Source organism: Aliinostoc sp. HNIBRCY26 (assembly GCF_050235535.1).
Taxonomy (GTDB): domain Bacteria; phylum Cyanobacteriota; class Cyanobacteriia; order Cyanobacteriales; family Nostocaceae; genus Trichormus.
The window spans coordinates 1,181,612-1,195,267 of the sequence record NZ_CP189852.1; the positions used below are offsets into that span (position 1 = coordinate 1,181,612).

The window sequence follows — 13,656 nt, forward strand, 5'->3', positions numbered from 1 at the left end:
TACTTCAATGCCCAATCCCCAAAATTTTTGAATTTTGAATTTTGAATTTTGAATTGATTAGCCCAATGCCCAATTTACCTTGTAATTCTCCGCATATAATTGCCCCATAACTGAGCAGCTTGTGCGCTACTGCCGTTAGTGGGTGAATTATTGTCGTTACCTAACCACACACCTGTAACTAGTCGGCGGCTGGGGATAAAACCAATAAACCACAAGTCAACGTTTTTATCGGTTGTACCAGTTTTGCCAGCTTCCCCAAGTCCAAGGGCTGCGCTACGTCCAGTCCCCCTTGTTACTACCCCTTGCATTAAATTAGTCATCTCGTCAGCAACAGCAGTGGGTAAAACTCTTTTGTTGGCTTCTCGGTCTTGATCGAAGGAGTAAATGACACGACAGGTTTTAAAATCATTGCGATCGCGGCAATCACTGCTGTCTAAAATCCTACTAATAGCATGGGGAGGATTCCATACGCCCTGATTGCCAATGGCACCAAACGCGCCAGTCATTTCTAAAACATTGACTACACTTTGACCCAATATCAAACCCGGTACTGGGTCAAGAGATGACTTTACCCCTAAACGCTGTGCCATTGACACCACTTTATCTAAACCCACTTCCCTACCCACTCGCAAAGCAATAGGGTTTTCTGAAAGTGCCAAGCCAGTAGCAATATCTAAACTTATATCTGCTCCTGAACGACAAGGCCGATAAGTAAAACCTTGCCAAGTTAAAGGAGAACAGGAATATGTCCTAGATGCTGGTATACCTTGGGCAATGGCTTGGGTATAGGCAAAAATTTTAAATGTAGAACCTGGTTGACGTTTTGCTTGTACAGCCCGATTAAACTGACTTTGGCGGTAGTCTGTGCCTCCCACCATAGCCAAAATACCACCAGTTCTAGTATCTAAAGTGACCATTCCCCCTTGAGAAAAGCGAAAGGTTGAACCGGCTGTTCTGACAGAATTTTGCAGAGATGCTTCTGCTTGAGCTTGAATTCTCGGATCTAGCTGAGTTTCAATGATGTAATTTCCTTCCCTGGCTGCACCTTCACCCAGAATGTTTTCTAATTCCACAAATACATAATCATAAAAATAAGGTGCAATTGTCTTAGCTTGCTGCTCACAAACTTTAGGACTGACTTGGACTGTGGATCTTCTGGCGCGGTTAGCCTCTTCTTGGCTAATTTTGCCCATTTCTAGCATCCGTTTAATGACACGGTTGCGATAGTCGGCTGCATCCAGTTTCCTTGGCCCATCTCCACAAAAGTTAAACGCATTGGGAGCTGGTAAAATACCCACTAAAGTAGCTGCTTCCGCTAGGTTTAAATCCTTAGCTGATTTATCAAAGTAGTATTTAGCCGCATCTTCAAATCCAGAGGTATCCGCCCCCAAAAATACCCGATTCAAATAAGTCAGCAAAATTTCATCTTTGCTGTAAAAGGCTTCTAATTTCAAAGAAACAATGGCTTCTCTGACTTTGCGCCCAATGGAGTCTTGCGCGCCCACATATTCCCGAAACAAACTTCTAGAAACCTGTTGGGTGATGGTACTAGCTCCCTGCTGGACATCTCCACTCCGGGTATTAATCAACACAGCCCGTAAAACACCCAAGGGGTCAACCCCGATGTGCCAATAATAGCGGCTATCTTCCGAAGCAATCACCGCCGACGGCAAATAAGGCCCAAAATCTTCTAGCCGCTTCATATCTACGTGAGCCACTGTCCTGGGTTCACGTAAAGGGGTACTACCATCACGGGCGTATACTACCACAGGCGCACGGGTTGCTGTGGGTAGAGGACGGACGCGAAATTTTAAAGATTCCACCCCAATTACCAACCCTAGCAAGGCACTCACACCAGCTGCACCATAACCAGTCCAGGTTGCAGCTTTGACGTACCAAGGTGGCGGATCGACGTACTGTAACCGCACTGAAGCCGCTAGTTCTGGCGGGCCGAGGGTAAGAATATCGCCATGACGTAGTTCTAAATTATTAACGCGTCGCTTACCGCGATAAATACCATTTGTGGAGTTTTCATCTTTAATCACAAATACGGGTTTACGGTGTGAAGAATCCCGCGATAGGGACAGATGAATTTGGCTGACAACGGGGTTGCGGATGACTATATCACAGGATTTGGAACTGCGACCCAAAAGATAGCGATCGCCCAACAATGGATATATCTCTGCCTTATCTGCTCCGGCATCCTGCACCCAGAGTTCTGGTACCTTGGCATTAGGCTTGAGTGCCAATTTAGAAAAGTCAACCCTAGCTTGAATCGTATGTACTGCTTGAGTCAGTTGACCAAGTAACGTTTGTGGCTTTTGGGGAGGTTGGGGAGAGTTCATCGGCTACTTACATCACAGTGAAGAGTGAAGAATCGGGTTAATGGCAGTTTCTCTGATTGGTCTTACACCATTTTACTCATAAGCCAAAACATTAATTGGCTATACGGAATTATTGCCGATTCAATCTTACATCAAGAGATTGTATCTCAAGTAAATTTACTTGATTATTTCGTTACTCATTAATACCAATTAAAATCTTGAATTATCCGGTAAAACGGTTATTTAACCTGATTTTTAGTTATTTAATCGCACCATATACTACTTACCATTTTTAGTATTTATTAAAACTTTGAACAACAAAGTAAAACTTGAAAGTCTACTACTCTGCACATCCACATAACATTACAACAAAAGCAAACATCCCCATTTAGGAATATTTTCAAAAAATCTATTGTCTGTTTTAATGGTGCGAGTGTTCCGTTTCCGTTAAGGTTAAGTTCAGAATTATGGGAAAATCTCTGACCCTGATTGGTACAGCCCTGACTTTGGCAATCACAGCTAACATGGCTTTGGCTCAATCTAGTAAATCCCCTATTGCTCAATCTAGTAGCTCATCTACAAGTTCACCAACGGAAATCAAATTGTCCCCAGAAGGATTTAAAATTCTGTGTGAACGTTTTCCACTTAACTCTCGTTGTGCAGGTAATCAGTCTACTACACCTACCGCACCCAGCGCGCCTGGTAGCACTGAAGTAGAAACCCAACCCAGCGAAAGCACCACTCCCGCACCAGGAAATACCACAGCACCAGAATCTACTACCCCTGGAAGCACAACAGCACCAGAATCTACCACTCCTGGAAGCACCACTCCCGCACCAGGAAATACCACAGCACCAGAATCCACTACTCCTGAAAGCACCACTCCCGCGCCAGGAAATATCACAACACCAGAATCTAATACTCCTGAAAGCACCACTCCCGCACCAGGAAATATCACAGCACCAGAATCTACCACTCCTGGAAGCACCACTCCCGCACCAGGAAATATCACAGCACCAGAATCTACCACTCCTGGAAGCACCACTCCCGCACCGGAAAGCACATCTCCAAACCAACTTCCCGGCTCTGATTTACCTTCAACTCCTGCTACTGGAAAGTAGAAGTGCCGCAACTCTGTTGAAGAATAAATTTTCTGTAGAGATGGTGAAATATCACCTCTCTCTTCCTGAAACAACCAAGTATCTAAAATCAAGACTTTTTCAGGAACAAGTTTTTCCAGCTTGTTCCTTTTTTTTCATGAATTGAAAACTCTGTTAATGCACTCTGCGATTGGAACTAGGTGTTTTTTGCAGGGAAGCAATTAATAAGCAAACAATACCTATACTAATAAATGAATCTGCCACGTTAAATATAGCAAAATTAATCAGTCGAAAATCAAAAAAATCAACTACATAGCCTAGAGCAAATCGATCAATACCATTACCTATGGCACCACCTAAGATAAAGCCATATCCTATCTGCTCCCAACGATTTAAAACTGGCCCAAACAAAGCCCATCCTATTAACACTAAACTGACTACTAAAGAAAGCCAACGGAGTAAATCTATCTGTCCACTTAGTATGCTAAAGGCTGCACCAGGATTTTCTGCGTAGGTCAAATGAAATATACCTTGTAAGAGTGGTAGAGTGTGTCTATCGTAGGTCAAGCCGGTTTTCGGATTAGTGACAGTTTCCAACGGCCAAGACGCAACTACTTCTACCACCCAGTATTTTGTTAATTGGTCTAAAATGACGATGACAAAAGCAATACTTAGAAAAAGAGGATTTTTGAAACGCATGAAACTAGGGGGTAGAGGATCAGGACTAAGAATTGGAGCGCAGGTACTAAAAAATACTAGCTTCTAACCCTACAACTAATAAAACATTAAGTGTCGCAACACATATGCTACTACGGTGACTGCACAAACTATAGCTAGCTGGCTAGGTATAGCAAACCAAGAATAATTGAGAATAGTTTGTGTTAATAGAGGATTATCCAAACCTTGCCCTTGAAAAGCATGACTAACAATTAAATAAATAATTCCACACAGATGGATTGTTAACAAGCCGCAAATACAGCTAAATGTTAGCGTTTCCAACTTCGGCCTAGTTTGAAAAGCCACAAAGCCACAAATCCATGCACCAGGAATAAATCCTAATAAGTAGCCAAATTGAGATAATCTAACGTAGCCAACACCGCCGCCATCAACAAATACAGGGTGTAGAGCTAACCCCATTACTAAATAAGCAATTTGTGACAGCGCACCAGCATTTTGTCCTCCCAGGCAGCCTATTAATAGCACCGCACCAATTTGATAAGAGACACCTAAAGAAACAGTTTTAATTCCATGTTGACTCCAACTCCAGGGTAAGCTGATACTGTGGGCTTCGAGAAAAGTACCACCTATTGTCAAGAGTAAGCCAATCATAGACCAGAGCAATTGATTGGAAGCGGCAAACATTGATTATGAGGCCAAAGGAAAACTAACAGCAACCAGTATAGGCATTAATCTATGTAACTGGGACTCTTGCTGATACCCTCAAGTAGTGGAGATTTGCATTTCTAGTTTGTGGTAACAGTTCATTTTTTTGCATTTTGATTTGATTGTTGCCTTATGGGATTGTCTTAGATATTGTGGTAAAATAATTGACATTATTGTTGGTGTTTATGCGTGCTAACTAGGCGATCGCTCACATCTCTAAGAGTTTTATAAACTAGATTTTGTGCAATAATTACGAGGTCTTACCTAAGCTTTCTAACTTCTCTTGGCATTACAATTATTTTGTAAGTAAAAATGGAAATTTTTTCAGTATAAATACAGATTTATTTTTGCTTCATGTAAAAATAAATCTAGCGGTCAAGAGTGGTTTTTCTGGTGATAACTTCTTCATTGACTAAGGCTTCTGAATAGAAATTAATAGATTTTTGTGAATACACATTATAGATTGTGAAATGTTCAGTGAACAACAAATAATGATTAATGGGTATAAAATTTATCTAGTTAGTTTCCTAAATAAGTCAGTATCCTAATCTAAAAAAAATATATTCTTTCTTTTTTGTTAACCTTTCCTTAACTTTAAATACCACTTATAGGAGGTAGTTTAGAAACGCCTATGTGGAAATTCACTCACAATTGACAAGCTATGCTTTCACGTCTACAGACAAAAAAAATTAACCGTGTTCCAGTCTTCATCTCAGTATTAGCACTAGCAGCAGGTTTAGCTGCTTGTGGTGGACAGCAAGCAGCAGACAATGGTAATACTACTAATGATGCTTCTTCTGGTACCACTAAGGATGCTACAGCCTCTAATCCTGCAAAATTAGATTTAGGTGGTAATGTCTCTTTGACAGGAGCAGGTGCATCTTTTCCTGCACCTCTATATCAAAGTTGGTTCGCAGATGTAAACAAAAAGTATCCTAATTTGCAAATCAACTACCAGTCAGTAGGTAGCGGTGCTGGTGTCGAGCAATTTACCAAAGGGACTGTAGACTTTGGAGCCAGCGACGTGGCAATGAAGGATGAAGAAATCCAAAAAGTGCCAGCAGATAAAGGTGTGATATTACTACCAATGACAGCAGGTAGTATTGTTCTGGCTTACAACTTGCCTGATGTTGGCGAACTCAAATTACCACGAGCTGTTTATGTTGACATTCTGCTGGGTAACATTAAAAAATGGAACGATCCTAAAATAGCAGCTGCTAACCCAGAAGCCAAGTTACCTGACCAAGCCATTACAGTAATTTATCGCTCTGATGGTAGCGGTACTACAGGTGTATTTACCAAACACCTCAGTGCTATTAGTCCAGACTGGAAAAGCAAAGTAGGCGATGGTAAAACCGTTAATTGGCCTACTGGGGTGGGTGCTAAAGGTAATGAAGGTGTAACCGCACAAGTTCAGCAAACTCAAGGTTCGATTGGTTATGTTGAATACGGCTACGCTAAACAAAATAATTTAAAGTTTGCTGCTTTAGAAAACAAAGGTGGAAAATTCGTAGTTCCGACTGAAGAGTCAGCCTCTAAAACCTTAGAGTCTGTAACTCTACCAGAAAACTTAAGAGCTTTTATTACTGATCCTGAAGGTGCTGACTCTTATCCTGTGGTCACATATTCATGGATTCTGGTTTACAAGAAATATCCTGACGCAGCTAAGGCTAAAGCTATCGAAGCCATGATTGAGTATGGCTTAACTGAAGGACAAAAAGTAGCTGCTGAATTAGGATATGTGCCTTTACCTCAAAATGTAGTTCAAAAAGTTGCTACTGCTGCTGACCAAATCAGCCCAGATTATAAAATTGCTGTTGGTAGCAGTACAAGTGCTAGCAAATAGTTATTGGTCTGGAATTATTACGAACAGGTAACAGAGTTGATTGTGCATGAATGGATTGATGCCGTGTTGTACTAGTTAATCTCATGTCATGGGTCGCGTTGTGGGTTGATAAACACATACAACTTAATCATTTTGGGTTCTTATGCTTTTGCACACGGCAGCGACAATCACTTAGTAATCTGGTTGCTTCTCACATTTATCTCCGATTTAATTTTTACAGTCAGTCGTCATGGCTACAAATTCTCAGAATCTGCCAGCAGCTATTAAAAATCGCTCCGATGTGGAGCGATCATTAGACCGAGGTTTTATTTGGCTGACTCGAATTTTTGCGATCGCGATCGCTGGTACTCTATTATGGATTACCCTCCAAGTAACAGTCGATGCTTGGCCAGCCATCAAGACGTTTGGTCTTGGCTTCCTCGCCCAAAGTACCTGGAATCCAGTCAATGAAACCTACGGGGTACTACCCCAAATCTATGGAACTCTCGTCAGTGCTTTTATTGGGTTACTATTAGCCGTACCTATCGGTGTAGGTACGGCTGTACTATTAAGTGAAGACTTTCTGCCAGGTAAAGTACGCACCGTCTTAGTGTTTCTGGTAGAATTACTAGCAGCTATTCCCAGTGTAGTGTACGGTGTCTGGGGAATTTTTGTACTAGTACCAATTTTAACTAACTTGGGGAAATGGCTAAATAGCAGTTTTGGCTGGTTGCCCATTTTCAGCACCCCCCCTACTGGGCCAGGAATGTTACCGGCGGGCGTGATTCTCGCGATCATGACCTTACCGATCATTACAGCTATTTCCCGTGATGCACTCATTTCCGTACCACCTAGTTTAAGACAAGCCTCTTTAGGACTAGGCGCGACACGGTGGGAAACAATTCTTCAAGTTCTCATTCCCTCAGCATTCTCTGGTATTGTCAGTGCTGTGATGTTGGCACTTGGTCGAGCAATGGGAGAAACAATGGCTGTGACTATGTTGATTGGTAATTCTAACAATGTCAACATCTCATTGTTAGCACCAGCCAATACCATTTCATCCCTACTAGCTAACCAGTTTGCCGAAGCCAGTGGTTTACAAGTTGCGGCTTTGATGTATGCAGCTTTAGTGTTATTTGTTTTGACCCTTGTGGTCAATATTTTAGCTGAGTTTATCGTGCTGCGAGTCAAACGCATATAGCTTTGTTGTGGATGAATATTTATGACTGCTCATTTTCCTGAAAGGGCTTTAACTCGCGTTACCACGTCTCCCCGCACCATGTTTAACACCGCGATGACGGGAGTAGCATTTGCTTGTGGGGCATTGGCACTATTGCCTTTATTTGCGGTACTGTCTTATGTGTTAATTCAAGGTTTTAGCAGCCTCAATTTCAGCATCTTTACCGAACTACCGCCACCACCTTTGAGGGGACAAGGTGGTTTTGGGAACGCTATTTTGGGAACGCTATTAATGGTAGGTATCGGTGCATTAATTAGTATTCCCGTAGGTGTGATTGCTGCCATCTATTTAACAGAATTTAGTTCTGGTAAACTGGCTAGATGGATACGTTTTGCTACCAACGTATTAAGCGGAGTTCCTTCCATTATTGCGGGCGTATTTGCCTATGGGGTTGTGGTTTTAGCTTTAGTAAAACTCAATCTCGGCTCATATTCAGCAATTGGTGGAGGGTTTGCACTCTCAATATTGATGCTACCCATTATTGTGAGAACCACCGATGAAGCCTTGCAGTTAGTATCGCAAGATTTACGCCAAGCTTCAGTAGGTTTAGGGGCTACTAATTTTCAGACTGTCATACAAGTTGTCTTACCTGCGGCATTACCAGCCATTGTTACAGGAACTACGTTGGCGATCGCCCGTGCAGCCGGAGAAACTGCACCTTTATTGTTTACCGCCTTATTTTCATCATTTTGGCCAGATAGCTTATTTAAACCGACAGCATCCCTGGCTGTTTTGGTGTTTAACTTCGCTATTTCTCCCTATAAGAACTGGCAAGCCTTAGCTTGGGCTGCTTCTTTGATTTTGGTCTTGATGGTGTTAGTCACTAGTATCATCGCTCGTTGGGCAACCCGCCAGAAAGCTTAAAGACAAATTTTTTTCTAGCTTTGGCAAGATTGCTTTGCTTTCTTTTTAACGCACACCAAAACAATATATGGCTACTAACATTAGCACAGTGAATAGTACAGAGACCGTTTTAAAAACGGAGAACTTGAATGTCTACTATGGTAAATTTCTGGCTTTACAGAATATTTGGTTAGACATTCCCAAAAATAAAGTTACAGCTTTCATTGGCCCTTCTGGTTGCGGTAAAAGTACCTTACTGCGATGCTATAACCGTCTCAATGACCTAATTGAATCATTCCGCGCCGAAGGGAAGATTTTCTATTATGACAAAAACTTATACGCACCCGATATCGACCCCGTAGAAGTACGTCGTCGCATTGGGATGGTATTTCAAAGACCAAACCCATTCCCCAAATCAATTTATGACAACATTGCTTTTGGAGCTAAAATCAACGGCTACAAAGGTAATATGGATGAGTTGGTAGAAAGAAGCTTACGCCAAGCCGCCCTATGGGATGAAGTCAAAGATAAACTCAGACAAAGTGGCTCATCTTTATCTGGTGGACAACAGCAAAGATTATGTATTGCACGGGCGGTAGCAGTGCAACCCGAAATCATCCTGATGGATGAACCTTGTTCAGCGTTAGACCCCATCTCTACCCTGCGAGTAGAAGAACTAATTCATGAATTGAAAGAGCAATATACTATTGTGATTGTGACTCACAATATGCAGCAAGCTGCAAGAGTCTCCGACATGACGGCCTTTTTCAACGTCCGTTCCACAGAAACCGGAGGTCGTATCGGCTACTTAGTAGAATATGATGCCACAGAAGTCATTTTCAACAATCCCAAGCAAGAAGACACTAGAGATTACGTCAGTGGTAGATTCGGTTAAATATCACCAATAAAATATTGCGACAGATGGGGGATGCTTTATTTGCATCCCATATTTTTTGGTTATTAGTCATTAGTCAATAGTCATTAGTCAATAGTCATTAGGGAACGGGGAGAAGTAGACAAGGTTAACGAGGTAGATGAGGTAGATTTTAACTCAATGCCCAATGCCCAATCCCCAACCCCTATTCCCGACTCCCAACGCCCTTTTTCCAGCCAGCGTCCTCTAGAGATGGGTACTGTGAACTAGAAATTTGCGTAATGGTGTTTGGAGCAGTGTTTTGAGGTTCTCCAAACATGATGATGGAACAAGTGATTTGTCTGGCTAGTTGAGTTGTCACATCGCTAATGGCTAATCCGCCAGGATTAGTGTGATTACGAATAAAGGGTAAAACTACCAAGTCATATAATCTTGTGGCTTGCAAAATTGCTTGGGCTGTATTCTCATGGGCAAGAATTTGAATCTCTGGTGGATTGACTGTAGATAATTTCCCTACCAACTGGGAAAGGTGCGATCGCCTAGCGGCAATTTTACTAGAACTGGTGCGGCGATCGCATACATTTAAAACCGTCACCTGGGCTTGATTCGCTTCTGCTAGCATCTGGGCAAATTGCACTGGCTGTAGTGATGGGGTGATGAGATTTTCTAAGGGGACTAAAATCCGTTGAATTTTTTGGGGCGAATCTACTAAGCGCGTGACTGCTACTGGACAATGAGCCGCCCACAGTACGCCATCAATGACATTGCCAAATAATCGCGCTCTTAAGCCAGTGCGTTTACCCCAACCCATGACAATTAAATCAGCTTTTTGCTCACGGGCGGCTCGGCTAATTCCTGACGCAAAAGCATCATCTATTCTCAATAATGGCTCTGCTTTGATCCCAAAGGCTTGACTGTGATAAATAGCCTTAGTTAACAAACGCTCACTTCTCTGTACCGATAATTCTAACTGTGGTGCATCCATATGAGATGCAGCTGGTGCGATCGCTAGTGGAATAATCTTACCTTTTGTCTGACGTGCCAATAAAGCCGCCATTTCCACTAAATGCTGCTGAGTGTGGGGATTATAAATTGGTACAACTATCGTAAAAGTCTGTGTGTGCGCTGCTTCTGACTGTGGCTGTGGTAAATCTGTGGTGATTTTAGTTGTGATTGCTTGCGGAGTTAAGGTCACAGCTGTGCGGCTAGTAATCAATGGCCCCAAAATTGATGTAACTAACATCAAGATGATAAAGCTACTCAATAACTCTGGCGATAATAGTCCGGCTCGATAGCCGACAAAAGTTGCTGCTAAAGTTGTACCGACTTGGGGTATTGATAGTGACCACATTGTCAACATTTCTTGCCAGCTATAGCGATAAATGAATTTTGCTAACCAAGCAGCAATAAATTTACTGGCAATCAAACTGATCAAAATTAAAGAAGTTAACCTAAAAATTAAAAGATTGTTGAATAAAGTTGGCAAATCAATTAATAAACCCAAGTTTATAAAGAAAATGGGGATAAATAAAACACTGCCAATAAATACTATTTTTTCTTTAACTGGCCCTTCGCCGACAACATCATTGACTGCTAAACCTGCTAGAAACGCACCAAAAATTTTTTCTACTCCAATGAGTTGCGCTCCCATCACCGCTAAAAATAGAGTCAGCACCACAAACAAAAATTTATTACCTTCATCATCTCCTGAGCGGCGAAAAAATTCCTTGCCTAGCCAGTCTAAACCCACCACAATTACAACAGAGTAAATGATTAATTCCCCTAATAACGCAAGTAGTGTAGTTAAGCTAAAAATCTTGATCTGAGATATCGCCACACATCCCACCAAGACTATCAGCGCGCCTATATCAGTAAAAGCCGTAGCTGCAATTGTAGTTGTGACAGCTTCATTACTAGCTACCCCCAAACGACTCAGCAAAGGATAAGCCAAAAGAGTATGGGAAGCGAATAATGAGCCTAATAATATAGAATGCTGCAAATTGAGATGAAAAATTCTGCCAACTAAAATTCCTAGTAAAAACGATATACCAAAACTCAAGCAGGCAAAACCTAAAGCACGTTGTTTTTGTCGTCGCCACTGCGCGATTTCCACCTCCAAACCAGCGACAAACATTAAATAAACTAGACCAATATCTGCTAGTAAGTTGATGATGCTTGATTTGTTCTGAAATAGATCCCAGCCTGATGGCCCAAGCACTAATCCAGATAAAACCAAGCCAACTAATCCAGGTAATTTCAGCCGTTCAAATAAAATAGGTACAACTAAAATAACTACCAGCAAAATAGCAAAGGGAACAATTGGTTCTTGTCCCAGAACTTGGGTAGTTGGTTCTAGTGCAAGAACTTGTAATATTCGTTCCATAGGTTAGGAGTTGCAGGAGCGATGGTGCTGACTTTTCACGGTATCTAGAAAACCCCTCTCCAAACCTCTCCCCTGCAAGGAGAGAGGCTTTGATGCTCCCCCTTCCCTAGTAGGGAAGGGGGCTGGGGGGTTAGGTTTGGCGTTGACTTTTCACGTCATGTGAAAAGTCAGAGCGATGGTGAAGCTATGATTCTATGATTCCTGTTAATAATTTTCTGCAATCGTCTATTGCCTTCGGGAGAATTCACAATTTAGGACACCCTATGGAGTTTTCAATTTACACCTAAGTTTCTGGAAAGCCACTCTGAAAAATTAACAATAATCTGGGAATTAACTATTTACGGGTGAATCTGGCTCAAAATGAATCGTAGGCGATCGTAGTCGTCTTTGAGGAGGACACTAAGAGTGCGTCCAGCCTTAATCAGCCAATCCCTGTCAGCTTTGCGTAATTGGTAAACTTCCCGAATCGCCGCCGCAGTTAACGCTTCCACTGGCGCGCCATTAATAGCTAGCAGCGTCCGCAAAAAATCTAACTCTTCGGTAAATTTAACTATTAAATCTGGTTCACACCGATAAACAGCTTGATGAATTTGGGGGGGACGTGGTGGTAAATATTGATAAACTCTTTGGTTAGCACCTGTAATTGTTGATGGTGGAGCAAAACCGACGATCGCCGCCCGAAATTCAGTTTTGAGCATAGCGAAAATTTGCGGCTGTTCCTCGCGTAATTCTTGCAATGATAACCCCAACGCCACGGCTCGGTGTACGGAATCCACAGGCATAGTAGTAGCATAATATACTACTGCGAAAACTTGATTACCCGATTCCTCATCCACAGCTAGCACCCAACTACCAAAAGGAGGCATAGATGGAAAGCTTAAATCTTCCGGTTCTAAACACTGTGCCAAAAATTCAGTAGAGGTAGTTTCGATCACCTCCGCAATGTGGTTAGGGTGGCGATCGCTCGTATCAAACTGTGGGAGAGGAAGACGCATGGGAGTGCTAAGTGCTAAGTGCTGAGTGCTGAGTGCTGAGTTATTAGTGCTGTTAGCGGTAGCGCGGCGTTTAGCCGGTGCTAAGTCAATAGTCACTATCCCTTTACTAATGACTATTGACTATGGACTAATGACTAAAACTTATTTTCCTTTTTTCTTGCCAGTAGCGATTTCTACAGGTTCTAGTTCCGATAGGCGAAAGGTAATGATTTTATCCCAGTTTCCGCCTTCAAACAACACAGCTACTTTGCCATCACTGACGCGTTGTACTAGTCCTTCATAGCGATAGTAAGTATCTGCGGGATTCTTAACACGAACAGTTGCTCCAGGTAGAATCATGACTTCTTTCCTTAGTTATTCCTTCTATTAGCTTAATATCTTTGATTGGTCTATAGTCTATAGTTCATAGTTTCACTTTTCCCAATAGTAACTATTGACTGAAGCAGTGGTGAGTGCTGAGTGGTGAGTGCTGAGTTTTGAGTAATGAATTCTGTTAGTGGTAGCGCGGCGTTTATTCTGTGCTGAGTAAACAGAAGAACCAGTATATTTATTACAGAGGGTTGCAAGCCTCTGCTTTTCCGTATGAAAATTTGTCTTTGCTTTAATAAATGTCTTGCGATATTGCATAGCAATTCGCAACTAGGAAAGCAAGTTTCTACCAATGTTTTTAAATTTAGTATTACTCAGCA

At 42.1% G+C, this 13,656-nt stretch carries 11 protein-coding genes; 5 read left to right on the forward strand and 6 right to left on the reverse strand.

Features of this window, described 5'->3' with window-relative positions; all coding sequences use genetic code 11:
- Positions 1–74: 74 nt before the first annotated feature.
- A complete protein-coding gene (locus tag ACQFX9_RS04990) occupies positions 75–2,345 on the reverse strand; it encodes a transglycosylase domain-containing protein (RefSeq protein ID WP_427160978.1) in 2,271 nt (756 codons plus the stop codon).
- Positions 2,346–2,791: 446 nt separating this feature from the next.
- On the opposite strand from ACQFX9_RS04990, the gene ACQFX9_RS04995 reads away from it, so the two are divergent.
- Positions 2,792–3,445 carry a hypothetical protein gene (locus ACQFX9_RS04995; protein ID WP_427160979.1) on the forward strand — a complete coding sequence of 218 codons (654 nt, stop codon included), beginning with the start codon at positions 2,792–2,794 and terminating at the stop codon, positions 3,443–3,445.
- A 153-nt stretch (positions 3,446–3,598) separates the two neighbouring features.
- Here the strand turns inward: ACQFX9_RS04995 and lspA are convergent, their stop codons facing one another.
- Together lspA and ACQFX9_RS05005 are read right to left on the reverse strand one after the other, a co-directional pair.
- Positions 3,599–4,123, reverse strand: coding sequence for a signal peptidase II (gene lspA, locus ACQFX9_RS05000; RefSeq protein WP_427160980.1), 525 nt, complete (start codon positions 4,121–4,123; stop codon positions 3,599–3,601).
- Positions 4,124–4,198: 75 nt separating this feature from the next.
- Positions 4,199–4,786, reverse strand: coding sequence for a biotin transporter BioY (locus ACQFX9_RS05005; RefSeq protein ID WP_236140723.1), 588 nt, complete (start codon positions 4,784–4,786; stop codon positions 4,199–4,201).
- Positions 4,787–5,468: 682 nt separating this feature from the next.
- Here ACQFX9_RS05005 and pstS point away from each other — a divergent pair.
- The 4 genes from pstS (at position 5,469) to pstB (ending at position 9,610) form a co-directional block, all read left to right on the forward strand.
- On the forward strand, positions 5,469–6,653 hold the full coding sequence (pstS, locus tag ACQFX9_RS05010) for a phosphate ABC transporter substrate-binding protein PstS (RefSeq protein WP_427160981.1): 1,185 nt from the start codon (positions 5,469–5,471) through the stop codon (positions 6,651–6,653).
- A 229-nt stretch (positions 6,654–6,882) separates the two neighbouring features.
- On the forward strand, positions 6,883–7,833 hold the full coding sequence (gene pstC, locus ACQFX9_RS05015) for a phosphate ABC transporter permease subunit PstC (RefSeq protein WP_427160982.1): 951 nt from the start codon (positions 6,883–6,885) through the stop codon (positions 7,831–7,833).
- 21 nt (positions 7,834–7,854) lie between these two features.
- Entirely contained in the window at positions 7,855–8,736 is an 882-nt protein-coding gene (gene pstA, locus ACQFX9_RS05020; protein WP_427160983.1) for a phosphate ABC transporter permease PstA, read from the forward strand.
- A gap of 67 nt (positions 8,737–8,803) precedes the next feature.
- Positions 8,804–9,610 carry a phosphate ABC transporter ATP-binding protein PstB gene (gene pstB / locus ACQFX9_RS05025; protein ID WP_103140162.1) on the forward strand — a complete coding sequence of 269 codons (807 nt, stop codon included), beginning with the start codon at positions 8,804–8,806 and terminating at the stop codon, positions 9,608–9,610.
- A gap of 184 nt (positions 9,611–9,794) precedes the next feature.
- Here pstB and ACQFX9_RS05030 read toward each other — a convergent pair whose 3' ends face one another.
- The 3 genes from ACQFX9_RS05030 to ACQFX9_RS05040 all read right to left on the reverse strand — a co-directional run bounded on the left by ACQFX9_RS05030 (position 9,795) and on the right by ACQFX9_RS05040 (position 13,306).
- Positions 9,795–11,972 (reverse strand): cation:proton antiporter, encoded by a 2,178-nt coding sequence (locus ACQFX9_RS05030; RefSeq protein WP_427160984.1) that lies wholly within the window; start codon positions 11,970–11,972, stop codon positions 9,795–9,797.
- Positions 11,973–12,310: 338 nt separating this feature from the next.
- Positions 12,311–12,967 (reverse strand): HAS-barrel domain-containing protein, encoded by a 657-nt coding sequence (locus tag ACQFX9_RS05035; protein ID WP_427162796.1) that lies wholly within the window; start codon positions 12,965–12,967, stop codon positions 12,311–12,313.
- A 141-nt stretch (positions 12,968–13,108) separates the two neighbouring features.
- Positions 13,109–13,306 carry an NAD(P)H dehydrogenase subunit NdhS gene (locus tag ACQFX9_RS05040; RefSeq protein WP_103139333.1) on the reverse strand — a complete coding sequence of 66 codons (198 nt, stop codon included), beginning with the start codon at positions 13,304–13,306 and terminating at the stop codon, positions 13,109–13,111.
- Positions 13,307–13,656 lie beyond the last annotated feature (350 nt).